The 18192-nt window shown below is 68.1% G+C and carries 11 protein-coding genes and 1 pseudogene; 5 read left to right on the top strand and 7 right to left on the bottom strand.

Annotated elements, in window-relative coordinates; all coding sequences use genetic code 11:
• Positions 1–219 precede the first annotated feature (219 nt).
• A complete protein-coding gene (gene lat / locus ACFWVE_RS10060; RefSeq protein ID WP_384010186.1) occupies positions 220–1587 on the bottom strand; it encodes an L-lysine 6-transaminase in 1368 nt (455 codons plus the stop codon).
• A gap of 267 nt (positions 1588–1854) precedes the next feature.
• On the opposite strand from lat, the gene ACFWVE_RS10055 reads away from it, so the two are divergent.
• From ACFWVE_RS10055 to ACFWVE_RS10045, 3 genes are all read left to right on the top strand, one after another.
• Positions 1855–3048: an aminotransferase class V-fold PLP-dependent enzyme gene (locus tag ACFWVE_RS10055; protein WP_384010182.1), complete on the top strand. Its 1194-nt coding sequence runs from the start codon at positions 1855–1857 to the stop codon at positions 3046–3048.
• Positions 3049–3112: 64 nt separating this feature from the next.
• Entirely contained in the window at positions 3113–4048 is a 936-nt protein-coding gene (locus ACFWVE_RS10050; protein ID WP_384010179.1) for a 2OG-Fe(II) oxygenase family protein, read from the top strand.
• Positions 4049–4055: 7 nt separating this feature from the next.
• Entirely contained in the window at positions 4056–5594 is a 1539-nt protein-coding gene (locus ACFWVE_RS10045; protein ID WP_384010176.1) for an aldehyde dehydrogenase family protein, read from the top strand.
• 49 nt (positions 5595–5643) lie between these two features.
• On the opposite strand, the gene ACFWVE_RS10040 is transcribed toward ACFWVE_RS10045, so the two are convergent.
• The 3 genes from ACFWVE_RS10040 to ACFWVE_RS10030 form a co-directional block, all read right to left on the bottom strand.
• Positions 5644–6432 carry a BTAD domain-containing putative transcriptional regulator gene (locus ACFWVE_RS10040; protein ID WP_384010173.1) on the bottom strand — a complete coding sequence of 263 codons (789 nt, stop codon included), beginning with the start codon at positions 6430–6432 and terminating at the stop codon, positions 5644–5646.
• A gap of 332 nt (positions 6433–6764) precedes the next feature.
• Positions 6765–8417 (bottom strand): penicillin-binding transpeptidase domain-containing protein, encoded by a 1653-nt coding sequence (locus ACFWVE_RS10035; protein ID WP_384010170.1) that lies wholly within the window; start codon positions 8415–8417, stop codon positions 6765–6767.
• Between the two features lie 438 nt (positions 8418–8855).
• On the bottom strand, positions 8856–10340 hold the full coding sequence (locus ACFWVE_RS10030) for a peptidoglycan D,D-transpeptidase FtsI family protein (RefSeq protein WP_384010168.1): 1485 nt from the start codon (positions 10338–10340) through the stop codon (positions 8856–8858).
• 416 nt (positions 10341–10756) lie between these two features.
• Between ACFWVE_RS10030 and mrdA the strand changes: the two genes are divergently transcribed.
• The gene (gene mrdA / locus ACFWVE_RS10025; RefSeq protein ID WP_384010165.1) at positions 10757–12922 is read left to right on the top strand and encodes a penicillin-binding protein 2; all 2166 of its coding nucleotides are present in this window, start codon (positions 10757–10759) and stop codon (positions 12920–12922) included.
• Positions 12923–14251: 1329 nt separating this feature from the next.
• Here the strand turns inward: mrdA and ACFWVE_RS10020 are convergent.
• The 3 genes and pseudogenes from ACFWVE_RS10020 to ACFWVE_RS10010 form a co-directional block, all read right to left on the bottom strand.
• Positions 14252–14602 (bottom strand): PRC-barrel domain containing protein, encoded by a 351-nt coding sequence (locus ACFWVE_RS10020; protein WP_384010209.1) that lies wholly within the window; start codon positions 14600–14602, stop codon positions 14252–14254.
• 892 nt (positions 14603–15494) lie between these two features.
• Positions 15495–16259 (bottom strand): MerR family transcriptional regulator, encoded by a 765-nt coding sequence (locus ACFWVE_RS10015; protein WP_384010163.1) that lies wholly within the window; start codon positions 16257–16259, stop codon positions 15495–15497.
• 164 nt (positions 16260–16423) lie between these two features.
• Positions 16424–16660 (bottom strand): annotated as a pseudogene (locus ACFWVE_RS10010) (IS110 family transposase); the annotation flags it as partial.
• A gap of 817 nt (positions 16661–17477) precedes the next feature.
• Here ACFWVE_RS10010 and ACFWVE_RS10005 point away from each other — a divergent pair.
• Complete coding sequence (locus ACFWVE_RS10005; RefSeq protein ID WP_384010160.1) at positions 17478–18128, top strand: GPP34 family phosphoprotein; 651 nt, start codon at positions 17478–17480, stop codon at positions 18126–18128.
• The last annotated feature ends 64 nt before the right edge of the window (positions 18129–18192 follow it).

Here is an 18192-nt window from a genome sequence, read left to right as displayed (position 1 = left end):
ACCGCTGCAATGCGGGCAGACCAGTCCGCGGCAGTCGTCGGATACGGTGCTGACTTCATACGTGGGCTCTCCGTCGTACAGGATCTGTGCGACGCACGGCGGTAGCCGGGGCCGCCGCAGGGCCGCGAAGGTCAGAGAACGTGTCGGGACCAAGGGGTGTCTTCCGGACGGACGCGCGTGCCGGGGCCCGGGACGCCGGCATGGTCCGGAAGCCGCGCATCAGGCGGCGAGCACCCGGAGGCTGCGTGCCAGTGCCTCGAGAGCCTGGTCGATCTCGCTCTCGGTGATCGTCAGCGGCGGGCGGAAGCGGAGGCTGCGCTCGCCGCACGGCAGGGCGATGACGTGGTACTCGCGGTACATCCTGTGCAGGACGTCGTCGCGGAGGCGGGCGTCCGGCAGGGTGACCGCACACATCAGACCGCGGCCGCGGGCATTGCTCACCAGGTTCGGGTGCTCGGTGGCCAGGGCTTCGAGACCGTCGCGAAGGTACTTGCCCCGCTGCACGACGGCGTCGAGGAGCTGGGTGCGCTCGATCGTCTCGAGGATCCGGGTGGCCCGGACCATGTCGGCGAGGTTGCCGCCCCAGGTCGAGCTGATCCGGGAGGAGACGGCGAAGACGTTGTCCGCGACCTCGTCGATGCGTCCGCCGCCCATCACGCCGCACACCTGGGTCTTCTTGCCGAACGCCACCAGGTCGGGCTGGAGGCCCAGTTGCTGGTAGGCCCAGGGTGTGCCGGTGATACCGGCGCCGCTCTGGACCTCGTCGAGCACGAACAGGGCGTCGTGCTCGTGGCAGAGCCGCTGCATCGCCTGGAGGAAGTCGGCGCTGAGGTGGTTGTCCCCGCCCTCGCCCTGGATCGGCTCGGCGATGAAGCAGGCGATCATTCCGTCCGCGGCGCGGAAGGCGGCCTCGGCGGCCCGCAGTGCCCGCTGTTCGGCCTCCCGGTTGGAGCGCGCGTGCGCGGTGGGCGGATGCCGCAGCGCGGGGGACGGGATCCGGGGCCAGTCGAACTTCGGGAAACGGGCGATTTTCGCCGGCTCGGTGTTCGTCAGCGACATGGTGTAGCCGCTGCGGCCGTGGAACGACCGCTCCAGGTGCAGCACCTGGAGGCGGTCAACGGCCTCCTCGTCGAGGCCGAGCCGCTGCGCCTTCCAGTCGAAGGCCGCCTTGAGCGCGTTCTCCACGGCCAGCGCCCCGCCGTCCACGAAGAACAGGTGCGGCAGCGACGGGTCACCGAACACCCGGGCGAACGTCTCGACGAACCTCGCGTACTGGACCGTGTAGATGTCGGGGTTGGACGGCTTGTTGACGGCCGCCGCGGCGAGTTGCCGCATGAACTCCGGATCGTCGGTAATGCAGGACGGATTGATGCCGAGCGGCGCCGAAGCGAAGAAGGAAAAAAGGTCGAGATAGCGGTCGCCCGTCACGGCGTCGACCAACTGGGTGCCGTGACTCGCGGACAGGTCAAGAACGATGTCGTAGCCGTCCACGAGCACATGACGCCGCAACGTACTATGCACGTCCCGAGCGTTCGTATTTTCCGTTTCCAAGAGACCTGAGTCAGACCAACGTCCCTGTTCACCCATGTGCGAAGACTCCTATAGAGCAGGATGGACGGTCGGAACTATCGAGCGCCGAGCTTGCCGTGGCAGCGAACCGGATATTCTGGAACACCCACGCTAACCGGCATCCCTCTTGAGCCCCTCTCCCAGCTCTCTCGCATTTCTCTCCGCAAAATTTCGGCATTCTCCGAAGAATTCTCTTTTCGCGGTCACGGGACAGCTGCTATCGTCCGACGCATCGATCAAATTCTGGCGGCATCGATATTCTCCGAGTGCGCGGGAGATCACGACATGACCTTTGCCGACTGGGCTGACGCCCGCGGCCGCATGCTGCTCGACCCCACCGTCGTCAACCTCAACACCGGCTCCGCCGGACCGCTGCCGCGCAGCACCTTCGAACGCGTCACCGACCTGCGCACCCGCCTCGCCCACGCGCCGATGGACTTCCTGCTGCGCGAGCTCCCCCCGCTGCTGTGGCGGGCACGCGAACACCTGGCCGGTTTTCTGGGCGGGGACCCGCACCGTCTGGTGTTCGCCACCAACGTCACCGGGGCCGTCAACCTGCTGGCGTCGTCGCTGGACCTGCCCGGGCCGGGCGAGATCCTGCTGACCGACCACGAGTACACGTCGATGCGCTGGTGCTGGGAGCGGATGGCCCGGCGGCAGGGCCTGACGATCCGGACGTTCCGTGTACCGACGATGCCCGCCGACCCCGGCGAGATCGTCGACGCCGCCGTCGCCTCCATGAGCCCACGGACCCGGCTGCTGTCCTTCAGCCATGTGCTGGCGACGACCGGACTGGTCCTGCCCGCACGGGAGTTGTGCGAACAGGCCCGCCGCCGCGGGATCGTCACCGTGATCGACGGGGCCCACGCGCCCGCGTTCCTCGACCTGAACCTGGCCGACATCCCCTGCGACTTCTACGCGGGCAGCGGGCACAAGTGGCTCCTCGCCCCCACCGGGGTCGGGTTCCTGCACATCGGCCGGGGGCGGGAGAACAGCCTTGAGCCGACGCAGGTGAGCTGGGCGTACCACCCTCCGGCGGGGAGCCCGCCGGACGAGCCCGACCGGTTCGGCAGCACCCCGCGCCTGCGCAGGCTGGAGTGCGAGGGCACCCGCGATCTCTGCCCCTGGCTCGCCGTGCCGGAGTCGATCGACTTCCAGGCGCGGCTCGGGCACGACAGGATCCGCCTGCGCAGACGCGAACTGGCCGACCACGCCCGCCGGCGCCTGACCGACTGGCAGGGACTGGAGCAGGCCACGCCCGAGTCGCCGGCCCTGTCCGGCGGCATGGTGGCGTTCCGCCTGCCCGCGACGACGGACGCGGACGAGCTGAGCCGGGGGCTCCGGCAGCGCTTCCGGATCGAGACGGCGGTGACCGACCGGCCGGACCGGCCGTTGCTGCGCATATCGACGAACTTCTACACCACCGAAGCCGAGATCGAGTACCTGGCGGACGCCCTGAAGGAGCTGACGGCCGGCTGAGCCGTGTGCGTGTTCCTTCCCCCGCGTCGTCGACCACCCGGTTAACCAAGGAGAGTTGAGGCTGATGGACACGACGGTCCCCACGTTCGACCTGACCGACCTCCAGGCGGGATCGCACCAGGACGAGTTCCGCCGCTGTCTGGCGGAGAAAGGTGTCTTCTACCTGACGGACAGCGGTCTGACGGAGGCCGACCTGAAGTCCTCCAAGGACGTCGCCGTCGACTTCTTCGAACACGGCACGGAGGAGCAGAAGCGGGCCGTCACCGCCAAGGACCCCACCATCCGGCGCGGGTTCACGGGGCTGGAGTCCGAGAGCACCGCGAAGATCACCAACAGCGGCTCGTACACCGACTACTCGATGTGCTACTCCATGGGGACCTCGGGCAACCTCTTCCCCACGGCGGACTTCGAACGCGTCTGGACGGGTTACTTCGACCGTATGTACGACGCCTCCCGGGAAGTGGCGCGGCAGGTCCTGAAGACGACCGGTACCGAACCGGACGGCGGTGTCGAGTCCTTCGTCAACTGCGAACCGGTGCTGAGGTTCCGGTACTTCCCCGAGGTCCCCGAGCACCGCAGCGCCGAGGAGGAGCCCCTGCGGATGGCGCCGCACTACGACCTGTCGACGGTGACGCTGATCCAGCAGACACCGTGCCCCAACGGCTTCGTGAGCCTGCAGGTCGAGGTCGACGGCACCTTCGTGGACCTGCCGGCCAGGCCGGACCGGGTTCTCGTCTTCTGCGGAGCCGTCGCGACCCTCGCGACCGGCGGCCGGGTGAAGGCCCCGCGGCACCATGTCGCCGCGCCGCGCCGGGACCAGACCGTGGGCAGCAGCCGTACGTCCAGCGTCTTCTTCCTGCGCCCCAACGCGGACTTCGCCTTCTCGGTGCCGTTGGCCAAGCAGTGCGGATTCGACATCAGCCTGGACGGCGACACCGCCACGTTCGAGGACTGGATCGCGGGCAACTACGTCAACCTCCGTACGAAGACCAAGGCGTAAGGCGGTCATGAGCACCATGTCGGTCAGCAGCACCCACGACATACGCGCCAGGGCGGAAGCCGCCCTGACGCGCTGCGGCGTCGAACTCGCCGCGTTCAAGGGCCACGCCCTCACCGCCCGTACGCCGGTCACCGGTGCCGCTCTGTTCGGCCTGCGCACCGATGCTCCGGCGGACGTCGACCAGGCCGTCGAGGCCGCGCAGGAGGCGTTCCTCGCCTGGCGGACCACCCCTGCGCCGGTGCGGGGCGCGCTGGTCAAGCGGTTCGGCGAGCTGCTCACCGAGCACCGGCAGGAACTCGCCGACCTGGTCACCGTCGAGGCGGGCAAGATCCGCTCCGAGGCGCTCGGCGAAGTGCAGGAGATGATCGACATCTGCGACTTCGCGGTGGGCCTGTCCCGGCAGCTCTACGGCCGGACCATGCCCTCCGAGCGCCCCGGCCACCGGCTGATGGAGACCTGGCACCCGTTGGGCGTGGTCGGTGTGATCAGCGCCTTCAACTTCCCGGTCGCGGTGTGGGCGTGGAACACCGCGGTGGCCCTGGTGTGCGGCGACACCGTGGTGTGGAAACCGTCCGAGCTCACTCCGCTCACCGCGCTGGCCTGCACCGCCCTCCTCGACCGCGCCGCCGCGGAGACCGGCGCCCCGGCGCACCTCAACCAGGTCGTCCTCGGTGCGTCCGACGTCGGTGAACGAATCGTCGACGCACCGGGCGTGCCGCTGATCAGCGCGACCGGCTCGACCCGGATGGGCCGTGCCGTCGGCGCCCGCGTCGCGGCCCGGTTCGGTCGCAGCATCCTGGAGCTGGGCGGGAACAACGCCGCCGTGGTCGCCCCGTCGGCAGATCTCGACCTCACCGTCAACGCCACCGTGTTCGCCGCCGCGGGCACGGCGGGCCAGCGCTGCACCACACTGCGCCGCCTGATCGTGCACGAGGACGTGGCCGACGCCCTCGTCGAACGGCTGGCCCGGGCGTACGGCCGGCTACCGGTCGGCGACCCGTTCCAGGACGCCACCCTGGTCGGGCCTCTGGTGAACGAGAGCTCCCACGCCAGGATGCGTGCGTCCCTCGACCGCGCCACCGCGGACGGCGGCACCCTGGTCGTCGGCGGTGAGCGGCAGCTCTCCGAAGCGGCCCCGGACGCGTACTACGTCCGGCCCGCCATCCTCCGGATGCCCGGCCAGACCGAGGTGGTGCGCGAAGAGACCTTCGCGCCCCTGCTGTACGTCCTCACCTACCGCGATCTCGACGAGGCGATCCGGCTGAACAACGAGGTCCCGCAGGGGCTGTCGTCCGGGATCTTCACGAGCGACCAGCGCGAGGCGGAACGGTATCTGGCCGCCGACGGCGCGGACTGCGGCATCGTCAACGTCAACATCGGCACCTCGGGCGCGGAGATCGGCGGCGCGTTCGGCGGCGAGAAGGAGACCGGCGGCGGACGCGAGTCCGGCTCCGACGCCTGGCGGGCGTACATGCGGCGCGCGACCAACACGGTGAACCACTCCGGACGGGTGGCGCTGGCACAGGGAGTCGACTTCGTCCCGTAGCCGGCCCGGCCCGTGCGGGGGTCCCGGGCGGCGGCCTACGCCTCGTGGCTCACGCCGACGTACCGACCCGTAGGAACTGTTCGTCCTGGCGCAGGATGGCCTGCATCATCCTGGTCATCCTCGCCCCCGGGTTGATCCCGATATGCTCCCGCAGATGCCGCTTCGCCCGGTGGAAGACCTGGATCGCGTCGGCCTGGCGGCCCTCGGCGTAGTACGCCTTCATGAGGCTGACGTACAGGTCCTCGCGGAGGGGATCGCGGTCGACCAGTTCCGACAGCCGTGCGATCGCCTCACTGTAGTGCCCGAGGCCCACGTCGATCAGAGCACGCAGTTCGACCGCCGCCGTCCGCTCCTCCTCCATGGCCTCGCCCTTCAGCCGCAGCCGGCCGGAGGTGACGTCGGCGCACACCGGTCCCTTCCACAGCGCCAGCGCGGCGTCGAGCCGCTCGGACGCGTCCTTGTGGTGTCCGCCCGCATACAGCTCCCGGACCCCGCGCACCATTTCCCTGAAGACGAACAGGTCAATGGCCTCCGCGGGCACCCGCAGCTCGTAACCACTGTCGTGCGAGCCGACCGCGTCACGTGAGAGCCCCGCCTTCTCCAGGGCCGTGCGGACCATCCAGGCCGAGGTCTGCAGCTGCCCCGAGACGGTCAGGGGCGGCTCCCCGTCCCACGACTCCTCACTGATCACGTCCCTGGAGATGACCTGCCCGGGCCGCAAGGCCAGACAGGAGAGGAAACGCTTCTGCCGCTGCCCCGGCACCGGTATCGGCATGGCGTTTTTCACAAGGGTCACGGGGCCGAGAAGCCGGATCGTCACGCTGTTGCGAGTGGTCATGTCGAATACCCCCTGTGGATGGTCCACGCCCCCCGTCCGAGGGGTGTGGACATGGCATGGATGTCGTCCTCGGCTGTTGCTGCCTGTGCGGTCAGGCCTGTCGCTTCATGCCCTGCGGACGTACGGTGCCGCATCGAAGGAAGCAGGCCGTGTCGAAGGTCAAGGAGGATCGGCAGTGGTGACACTGCGTCGGATGAGGGCGAAGCCGTCACTGGACCGTGGTCGTGACGAGGTGCCGGTCTTTGGGAAGACCGGCTCACCGAGTCGGACTCCTCGGCTTCCTCACATGGGTTCCGATGCGTACTCCATGTCGGGAGTGATGCAGTTCAGCCTCACCCCACGAGGTTCTCGAGGAACTTCGCCGCGACCGGGCCGGCGTCGGAACCGCCCGAACCTCCGTCCTCCAGGAGGACCGACCAGGCGAGGTCCCGGTCGCCCTGGTAGCCGATCATCCAGGCGTGCGTGCTCGGCGGGGTCTCGGTGCCGAACTCCGCCGTGCCCGTCTTGGCGTGCGGCTCGCCGGGAATCCCCTTCAGGGCCCGGCCCGCACCGTCGGTCACGGTCGCGCGCATCATCTGGCGCAGCGCGTCGACGACACCGGCGTCGAGCCGGGCGGGGGCCTCGTACTTCTTCTTCACGGCGTCGGGCACCAGGACGGGCTGCCGGAAGACGCCCTCCTTCGCCGTCGCCGCGACCGAGGCCATCACCAGGGGTGACGCCTGCACCCGGGCCTGCCCGATGGTCGAAGCGGCCTTGTCGTTGTCGCTGGTCGCGACCGGGACACTGCCGTCGTACGTCGTGGTGCCCACGTCCCAGGCGCCCCCGATGCCGAACGCCTGCGCGGTGTCGTGCAGGCCGGAGGAGGACAGCTTGCCGCGGGAGTCGACGAAGAAGGTGTTGCAGGAGTGGGCGAAGTTGTCCCTGAACGTCGATCCGGCCGGCAGCACGAACTGGTCCTGGTTCTCGAAGCGCTGTCCGTTGACACGAGTGAACTTCGGGCAGTCTCCGGGGTCCGACGGCTTCATCCCCTGCTTCAGCAGGGCGGCGGCGGTCACCACCTTGAAGGTCGAGCCGGGCGGGTAACGGCCCTCCAGCGCGCGGTTCATGCCGGAGGGCATGTTGGCGGCGGCCAGAACGTGACCGCTGGACGTGTCGATGGCGACGATCGCCGCGTTCTTCTTCACCCCGGTCAGTGCTTCGGCGGCCGCCGCCTGCACCTTTGGATCGATGGTCGTCCGCACCGGCTTGCCCTGGCTCGCCTTGGTGACGGTGAGCTTCTTCATCACCTGGCCGGACGGGCGGTCCACGACCACGACCGACTTCATCGGCCCCGACCCGCCGGTGAGCTGCTTGTCGTAACGGGCCTGGAGACCCGACACGCCCTTGCCGGTCCTGGCGTCGACCGTCCCGACGAGGGAGGCGGACTCCAGATCGTCGCCGTTCGTGTCGAGGATGGGCGCGCGGTCCCGCGTCTTGAGGGCGAGCGTCTGTCCCGGAGCCATCTCCGGATGGATCATTCCGGTGTGGAATTTCACCTTCCATTCACTGCCGGCCTCGACGACGCCGGCCTTCGAATCCCACGAGTAGTCACCCGCTCCCGGGAGCGTCATCCTCACGGTGAACGGAATTTCCACTTCCCCTTCGGCCTTCCTCTCGCCGGTACCGGTACTGATCTCGGTCTTCGACGGATCGAGGTTCGTCATGACGGACTTGATCAGCGACTCGGCGTTGCCCGGACTGTCCGTCAGCCGGCCCGCCCGCCCGGCGTCGGCCGCCTTCCAGGCGTCCAGGAATTTCTCCAGCTCAGCCGTGGCGTCCACCACCTGCGGATCGCCCGACCCCTCGCCGGCGAAAAGGCTGGAGTAACCCCAGTAACCGACCCCGGTGGTCACGGTCAGTGCGGCAACCGCCGAAACGATTGTCCGGCCGCGAGAACGGCGCCTGTGGGACTGGGGGTGTCCACCGAGGTTGCTGGGATCGGTCATGAGGATCAGGTTAGGCATGCTTGCCCGCCTGTCGTTCACCGGAGCGCGGCATTCAGGACAGCCCCGGTGTGAAAGAGGTGGTACCGCCGATCAGGACAGTGACGGCGCGGAGCCCGCAGGTAAGGGGAGACCAAAGGTAGACCTCATCAAAAGATCGACACCTCGAACACACAGGGTCGATGATGTACGAACCGGGCGATTCTTCCGTGAACATTGGACTAGAACACTGAAAGAATCCGCCTCGAGGCGTCTGCCTTTACGGAGCAAACTGGCTGGATCGAAACGGCCCGGCAGGCCCGGCCGGAAGATTTCCTGAATCAAGCCGGTCGGCCGGTTTTCCAGAGGTCGCGGGGAATCCGGGCGCGGACGGCTCCCTTTCCCACAGGGTCGGGAGCCATCGTGTCATCGCGTGCTCCGCTCCTGGCGACCGGCCCCCGATCAGTCCTGCAGGACGGCCTCCATCACGTCCCGCGCGATGGGGGCGGCCAGACTGCCGCCGGAGATGTCCTCGCGCGAGATGTCCATGTCGGTCGGGTCGATGAAAACGGCCACGGCCACGGACCCGCCGTCGGGCTTCACGCCGTACGAGACGAACCAGCCGTAGGGAACCTGCTCGCGCACATCCACGCCGCGCTGGGCCGTTCCGGTCTTGCCGCCCACCGTGATGCCGTCGATCAGGGCCCTCTTGGCGCTTCCCTCCCTGGCGGTGTACTCCATCATCTCCCGGACCTTCTGGGCCGAGGAGTCGGAGACGGCCTGGCTCATGGCCCGGGGCTCGTTCTTCTCCAGGGTGCTGAGATCAGGGGACCGCACCTCGTCGACGATGTAGGGCTGCATCACCTTGCCGCCGTTGACCAGCGCGGCCGTCACCATGGCCATCTGCATCGGCGTGCTGGTGAGACTGCCCTGGCCCATGCCGGTCAGCGCGGTACCGGGCTTGTCCAGGTTCTCGGGGTACAGACTTTTACTGGCCCGCAGGTCACCGAAGTCGGACGAGTAGACCTCCTCGTTGAACCCGAACTTCTCGGCCGTCTCCCGCATCCTGTCCGCTCCCACCTTCACGGCCATGTCGAGGAAGACGTTGTTGCAGGAGTGCTGCATGGCGGTCTTGAGCGATGCCTTGTCGCAGACGGCGTCCCCGGCCTCGCTGCCGATCCTGTTGGTCGACTGCGGCAGGGGATACGGCGAGACCGCGTCCGAAGCGGCGTCGACGTCCGTCACCACACCGTGCTCCAGCGCCGCCGCCGCGGTGAGGATCTTGAAGGTCGAACCGGGCGGGAACGTCTCGCGCAGCGCGCGATTGGCCAGCGGCTTGCTCTTGTCGGCACCGAGCGCCCGGAACCTGTCGCTCTCCTTGAGGGAGTTGCCGGCGAACGACGAAGGGTCGTAGGACGGAGTCGAGACGAGGGCGAGCACCTTCCCCGTCCCCGGGTCCAGTGCCACGACCGAACCGCGGGCACCAAGGTCCGTGAGGCCCTTGTACCCGGCCTTCTGCGCCTTGGGGTCGATCGTCGTGATGACGTCTCCGCCGCGCCGTTCCTTTCCGGTGACGACGTCCGTGAAGCGCTCGAACGCCAGCCGGTCGTCCTGCCCGCTGAGCACGCTGTCGTACGTGCTCTCCAGAAAGGTCATCCCCATGGCCTGGGAGGCGTACCCGGTGACCGGCGCGTACATGGGCCCGTTCCGGTACGTGCGCTCGTACTTCAGATCCGCCCCCTCGACCGCCACCGAGCCCGTGACCGCTCTCGCGCCCACGATGATGTCGCCGCGAGGCGTCGAGTACTGGTTGATCAGCACTCGACGGTTCTCGTCGTCGGCGGCGAGTTCGCCCGCCTCCACGTACTGGAGCCAGTTGGCCCGAAGCAACAGCGTCAGCATCAGAAGTCCGCAGAAGATGGCTATGCGCCTCAACGGCCTGTTCACGCGGTAGCACCTCCAGCGGCCGGCACGCACCCCGTCGACCGGAAGGCACGGGCCGCTGGCCGATGCCCCCGCAACAGGACCGTCCGGGCATGGGTCGGAGTGGAAAAAACCATGCCGACACCATAGTTGAGCACGTTTCCGTGTCCCCGGACGACGTATCAGGATCAGCCGACCGGCGCGCTCCGAAGGTGACTTGATACCGAGCTGCGGACTCCGACGCGGTCGCCTAGGCTCGGCCTCGGAGCGGCCCTTTGCCCCAGGGCGAGAAATCTCCCGAAGCCGCCGACGCGTCTCCCCCTCTCGGCGCACGTGCGAACACCGGGAGAGTTCGGCCCGGTCGCTGCGGTCGCTGCGGCACGTGAGGCGGTGGGATGCCCGGCCGGGTACCCGACGACGGCACAGCAAAGGGACCACGCGTGACCAACATTCCCGAAACGGGCCGGACGTCGCGCGTCCAGATCCGGCTCGTCGTCATCCAGGTCCTCGTCCTCTCCCTCCTCGGCACCCTCGGCGGACGCCTGTGGCACTTACAGATCCGTGAGGGCGACGCCCATGCCGAGGAGGCGTCCGGCAATCTCGTTCAGCAGGTCGTGCAGCCCGCGGTGCGCGGTTCGATCCTGGACGCGCGCGGCGTGCCACTGGCGGACAACGAGACGCGGTTGGTGGTGTCCGCCTCCCGTACCGATCTGCTGAAGACGAGGGACGGCGGCAAGGCGGTCCTGACCAGGCTGGCAGATGTGCTGGGCATGACGCCCGAGGAGGTGAGGAAGAAGGTCCGGCTGTGCGACGCCCGGACGCCGCAGCCGTGCTGGAACGGCTCGCCGTACCAGTCGATCCCCATCACCGACGAGGCCACCGCCAAGCAGGCCCTGCAGATCCGTGAGCGGGCCGAGGACTTCCCGGGCATCACCGCCGAGCCGCAGGCGGTGCGCCGCTATCCGAACCCGGGTGAGGCCAACTCCGCGCAGGTTCTGGGGTATCTCTCGCCGGTGACCGATGCGGAGATCCAGCGGGCCGAGGGCTCCGACTCGCCGTACCTGCGCTCCGACCAGGTCGGCCGCTCCGGCCTCGAGCGCCAGTACGACAAGCAGCTGCGCGGCAAGGCGGGTGTCACCCGGTACGAGGTCGACAACCTGGGCCGGGTCATCGGGCAGGCCGGGTCCGACGCCGCCGAGGCCGGCTCCCATCTCGTCACCAGCATCGACGCGCGAGTGCAGCGGGTGGCGGAGTACGAGCTGAACGAGGCGATGAAGGCGGCCCGCAAGGAGTGGGACCGCAACACCGGCGAACGGTACAAGGCCGACTCGGGCGCGGTCGTGGTGATGGAGGCCAGGACCGGCCGGGTCGTCGCCATGGCGTCCAACCCGACGTACGACCCGAACGCCTGGGTGGGCGGCATCTCCGCCAAGGACTACGCCGACCTCACCGGCAAGGCCTCCAACTACCCGCTGCTCAACCGCGCGGTCCAGGGCCAGTCCGCCCCCGGCTCCATCTTCAAGGTCGTCCCGACCACGGCCGCGGTCAACGCCGGCCACCCCTTCGACGGCCCCTACCAGTGCTCCAGCTCGTACTCCATCGGCAACCAGGTCTTCACCAACTTCGAATCGGAGGACCACGGTCCGATCGGCCTGGGCCGTGCGCTGGAGGTCTCCTGCGACACCGTCTTCTACCGCCTCGCCCACGAGGAGTGGAAGCGCGACGGCGGCAACAAGCCGAAGAAGAACGCCGAGGACTGGTTCTACAAGACGGCGCACCAGTTCGGCCTGGGCGCGAAGACCGGCATCGACCTGCCCGACGAGGTCACCGGCCGGATCCCCGACCGCCAGTGGAAGCAGGACCACTGGGAGGCCAACAAGGACGCCTGGTGCAAGTCCGGCAAGAAGGACGGCAGCTACGTCGAGCGCATCGCGTACGAGAACTGTCTGGAAGGCAACCGGCTGCGCGCCGGTGACTCGGTCAACTACTCCATCGGCCAGGGCGACACCCTCGTCACCCCCGTCCAGATGGCCACCGTCTACGCGGCCCTCTCCAACGGCGGCACGCTCCACCGGCCCACCGTCGGCAAGGCCGTCGTCAGCCCCGACGGCAGGACCGTCCAGGAGATCGAGCCCGAGTCGCACGGCAGGCTGCCGATGACGAAGCAGACCCGGGACGCGATCGACGACGCCCTCGCCGGTGTCGTCACCCGCGGTTCGGCCGACTGGCGCTTCGTCGGCTGGCCGCAGGACAGGATCCCGCTGCGCGCCAAGACGAGTACGGCAGAGGTCCACGGCAAGCAGACGACCTCGTGGTTCGCCACGTACACCGGGGACTACTCGGTCGTCATGACGATCTCCCAGGGCGGCACCGGTTCCGGCGCCTCCGCCCCGGCCGTCCGCGCCATCTACAACGCGCTGTACGGCGTCCGGAAGGACGGCTCGATCGACGAGAGCAGGGCGCTGCTGCCGACGCCGCAGACGAGCCTGCCCGAGGTCCGGACGGACGGCACCATCGCCGCACCGCAGACCGAGCGGCACGCTCCTCCGAAGCGCCGGTCGCCCACCGGAGAGGTCCCCTCCGCGACGACGGGCCGACGCGACTGACGGCCCGCGGCGCCACTCGGACCACGCGGGAGACCCACCGGAACGCCCTCCCCCGAACACCACAGAAGGCCAGGTCACGGGCTATGTGACCTGGCCTTCGCCGGAGCCGCCTTCGGGATTCGAACCCGAGACCTACGCATTGCGAGCACGCAAGCGTTCGTGCTGTCGGGTGCCCCGTCGTGTCGCCCAATGACGTTCGTGCTGCTCAGAGCGGGTGCAACCGGCTCACCCGTTGCACCCCGTGATGCGCCGCCCAAAGGCGTCTGTCCACCGCCCGTCCACCGGCGAGGCCGCTTGGCCGGGCGCCCCCCTGCCGACCTCATAGCTCTCAACGAAGGCCGGGCACGTTGGGGCCCGGCACGACGACGACCGTCCGTTTCCCACCACGAGCGGCCGCCCAGCACTGCCGCCAGGCCCCACCCTCCGAAACACCTGGAGGGGCCCTGGTGCCAATGGCACCAGGGCCCCGAAGGCACTGCTACACCATCCACCGGCCCTGATACTGCGCCGGTCTCCTGTTTCCGCAGACCCGACCAAGCTGCTCTCGGGGGTGCGGGGATCACTGTTGTTTCGCCGGAGAACACCTCGCGATCGGTGACCTTCGGCACTGGGGCTCAGAACTTCTGCCCGGGTGATCCTGATGGCGTGCAACTCCTCCGTTCTTTCCCTCTGGATGAACCGACTACCAAGCGGAAAAGCGTACTGCTGATACTGCGAACCGCCGGCGGCCTCTCACGGCGCCACTTCGGCAGTCAGCCCCGTCGCCGATCCTGCGTCTGCTCTGGCTTGGAACCCCACTGCCGAACTTCCCGGTACGCGCGCCGCAGCCGGACGCCTTTACCGGGGGACCACTGGTACTGCGGACTGCGGTACTGCTTGCGGCGGCCCCTGATCCACTGTGGGCCACCCGGTCCGGGGCCAGTCCCGTCGCCGTCCTTCAACGATCCTGGCTTCGCAACTCCACCACCGCACCGTCCTGCGTCCTGCAACTGCGTTACTGCTTCCCGGCAGTTCATCCCTGCCGGACCTACTCGATTTCTTGGCTACGGACAGGACACTAGCCCCTGTGACACCCGCATGTCTACTTCCGCCACAACAGATTTCCTATGGAGGCTGCCAGTGAAGTCCTGCGGTGCGCATCGCCGGGGAACCGCACCGGAGCGGCGGCCAACGCCCTCCCCACCACTCCGCCCTGGACGCAGGGCAGGAGCGGCTGTCCGCCGGCACACCGGAACCGGAGCTGCCAAGGCAGCCGCGCCGGGGCCGGTCGGCGTCGCGGTGGGGTACCGATTCTCCCGGGCAGGTGGACCCCGCGGGATGCGCTCAGGTTCAGCGAAGGGGCGCGGAGCGGAGAGAAAGGTAGTAGTCGCCGACCGCGGACAGGTACTCGGGATCACCTGTCTCGCTGTCGGTGGCGAATCGGGGAGCGTCTTTGATTTCCTCCCGGGACGGTGCGACCTTCACCGTCTGCGTCCTGATGTCGATGGCAATGACGGCACCGGCCGGGACCAGCACGCTTCTGCCGAACTTCCACATGCCGGTGTCGATCACCAGGTGCTGCATGCCGGGCTGGTCCTGCTGACGGTCTACGTGGCCGATGCCCCCGTCCGCGGCCTCCACGGTGAAGCCCACCAGCGACTGGCCGTACGTGTGACCGCTGTCCTGCGCGTACATCCACATACTGCTCACAGACCCAGCCCTTCATCCCGGCCAACCGCAGACGGTGGCCTGGTCTCCCATGACGATCTCTCCCTTCCCTGCCACGTGCCGAGCAATCAGGCATTCAAAGCGACGGTCGGCGCGTAGGCGAGCCAAGTCGGCTGCCGGCGAAGCGGGCTGGGTTGCGGTTTCCGCAATCGCCAAGGCCGTTGGCGGAGGCGGCTGCTGCGCGAAAAGCGGGCCAGGGTCGGCCGATGGAAACCGGAAGCAGTATCCGGGAGGGTGGAGAAATCGTTCTGGCACATGTGCCGAATGATCATGGGGTCGACTCGAAGGGCAGCGCACCGGCTGGCAGTGGCAAGCGCAGAGCCGGCCCTCGTCTTCCGGAGCAAGCGCGCGGCAAACATTCCTGCAGCCCGGCTCACGCCCGACTGCAGGCCTCCGGCGAAACCATGAACGGGAGCACACCTCTGTACAGTCGGCTCGCCGAAGAACGGTCGGCCCGCGATGCCACCGTCCCCTGCCGCCCTGACCCTCTGTGGCAGCGTCTGGTGTCCTTCGAACACTTCAGGCGCGAGACCGAAGGCACGTTGCGCCGACTCCACCTGGGAGCGGAAGACCTCTGGGAGGCCCAGGGGGTCGGTTCGGCCGAAGGCTCCTGGAGTGGTCCGCGCCTCGTCGGCGTCCCAGGGCTGTTTCGGCACCTCGCCATCTCCGCTTCCGGTCTCATAGAGCTCGCAACACGGCCCTGAATGGGCCTTCGTGAGGCGTCGGTAGCAGATGAGGCTGCAGGCAAGGGAGACCAGGGTGTCGCGGAGTACTGATGTCCAGGCAGTGGGTGGCAGTGGCGGCGGCAACGACTCTTTCGTCCATTCGTCACACCATCAGGCGAGCCAGGAAACCACTCAAAGAGTCATGGACCGCCCTCTGAGAGCGGTCGCCGTGGGTCATCCGAATCGGACAGGAGCTCGTGGAGCCGCTGCATCACGTCCACCTGGGCCGGATTGTAGAGATCGCTGATGGCTTTGCCGATGGTGCGAGCGGTGTGCTGCCGGCCGCGCGGGGCGTCTGAAGCAAGGTCGCTGAGCCCGGGATGCCGGGCCCGGAGACCTCGGACGTAAGGCACGAGACGCTCGGCGAGACTCTGGCGCGTCGGCTCGTCGGCATCGGCGGGAAGCTCGTCGAGTTCGCGTGCCACCGGCTGCGGCTCCTGATGGAGCAAGTCCGCATAGGCGTCCATCCCACTGGGTCCGAGGACCGTACCGAGAACGGTGACGAAAGAGCGGTCCGGGTGAGGGAGCTCGGCTGTCTCGTCCACGGAGGCGAAGCGGAGGGGAAGATCGCTCGCGGCCGTTCTTCGCAGGAGGGCGCCGACCTCGGCGCGGGCGTGTTGCAGGCGTTCGATGGTGGCGGCCAGCTCATCGTCGAGAGCCCGCAGATCGCGCAGGTCGGGGTCGGAATCCGGGTCGTCGCGCATGTCCGCGATCTGGGAGAGGGAGAACCCCAGAACGGTGAGGCGCTTAATCCGCAGGAGTCGGACGAGGTGGCTGACGCCGTACTGCTTGTACCCGTTGGAGCGGCGGTCCGGCTCGTCGAGCAGCCCGATGTCGTGGTAGTGCCGTACGGCCCTAAGACTGACGCCGGCCAGCTCCGCCACCTCCCGGGTGCTCCACGCCATGATCGATGTCTCCCTCACCGTCCGGTGCGTCGACGCGGTCACGCCGTGAGCCCATTGAAAACTATGACGCAAGGGCAGGGTGATGCAGGGGAGAGCGCATGAGGGTGCGGGCCGCACGCTCTCGGTGGCGTGCGGAGATCGTCGAAGTCGGGGGGTCTGCCCAGGGCGTGCCCGGCGACGGCCAGGGGCAGGGCGCCGAAGGAGGCGGGCTGGTTCACAATCACCAGCGCCGTGCCGAACTTCGCGGCCGGTTCGTCGAACACGGCCCGCAGCCTCGGGCCACTGTTGAGCAGCTGCTTGTCGAAGACCTTCTTGCCGACCCGAGTCAGTCCGTGTCCGTGAGGGGCCGTCATGCCGACGCCCAGGCCGAGGAACACACCCACGTCTTCGGTGCCGAACATCGCACCCTTCCCAGGGGGTAGACGGCGCCGGGATCGACAGTGGTGCCGTGCGCGCGCATCCACGTTATGCAGACCTGCCCTCCAAGGACTGTCCGGCATGGCGCCGGACCGGGCAAGTAGCCGGACCTCTTATCAGCGTCTCCGACGGCACCTCCCGGGCCCGGTGACACCTCCAGGCCATTGGGTCGACCAGGAGCAACAGTCATACCGGATCCGGAGGCCAGCAGGCCCCATTGCAATACCGCGGAAAATAGAACGGAACGCCAGGCGTCGACGTGCTGTCGTCCGGCAGCGGGCCCGAGCCGTTCGACTAAGACTTCCCGTAACTTCTGATGCCGCTCAACGAAGCCCGGTTCGCGTGATTTGGGCGAGCCCGACCGAAGGCTACAAGCCGGGTTGCAACGGGAAAATCCAACCCTTCTGCGGAATCTCAGCCGGCCCCACACTGAGTGGCGGGGCAGCCTTCAGGACCGCGATACCTCTGGCACGAAAGCTCTCAGGCCGGCCTGAAGCAGAGCAATAACCTCAGCAATGTCACGAAACGCCCCTCCCCTGCGGTGCGCCGAAGTGTGCCGTAACGTCACCAGTTTCACGGCCCGAACCGGAGGTAGTAGTCCCACTGGAAGGCAACGCAGCGGCAGGGAAGTCGCTCACTGGAAGATATGGAGTGGCAAACGCCCGCTTCTGTTCTTTCCATTTCCGTAAGGGCGAGCCGAGGAGGGCGTGACGGGCAGATCTTGCCGCTGTGCGTATTTCACTTCTTCATCGGCGACAAAAATCCCTTGGCTTACATCGGCTAACACGTAAGGGAGCTACCGTGCCCACGACTCTCGCTCAGAAGCTGTATTTGCTCTGCTATACCGTCAAGAAGGAGAAGTTCCAGCTCGACAATATTCAGGGGCGCGGCCAGCTGCTGCGGGCAGGGGCGATGACCGAGCTGGCCCGCGACGGTCTGCTGGACGCCACCGGGGGGAAGGTCCGGCGACTCCCCGGCAACCCGCCTGAGGACCCGTTCACCGCCGCAGTCTGGTACGACCTGCCTGAGGACAAGCCCAAGGGCTGGCTCAAGTTCCTGCACAACAAGGCCCACAAGGCCGAAACCCCGGTTCGCAACCAGCTGCTCGCCTCCGGGGATGTCGCCGTCACACGTCAGAAAAAGCTGGGGGTCGTATCCACCGACCGGGTCACCGTGGTGCACCCGGATCTGGTGCACGCCCTCCAGGACCGGGTGCGCGCGACCGTTCTCGACGACGCTCCCGCCGAGGACCTGACGGACGAGCTGGCCATGGCCGTCCTGGCCGTGGAGCTGGAGCTGACCTCGGTGTGGAGCAAGGAAGACCGCCGCACCCACAAGTCCGACCTCAAGGCGCATGCAGCGCGGTTCGACGTGTTCGTCCCCGGACTGCGTAAGGCACTGCGCGACTCCTATCTCGCGAGCCGAGCCGTGGGAGGCGGCTGGAGCGCCTGAACCGCAGTGCCACGCGACGAGAAATGCCCTAGGAACGCCGAAGCCGCAGCACGTGACCAGGAGT

Source organism: Streptomyces sp. NPDC058632, assembly GCF_042717095.1.
Taxonomy (GTDB): Bacteria; Actinomycetota; Actinomycetes; order Streptomycetales; family Streptomycetaceae; genus Streptomyces.
This window is presented reverse-complemented; position numbering and strand designations above follow the sequence as displayed.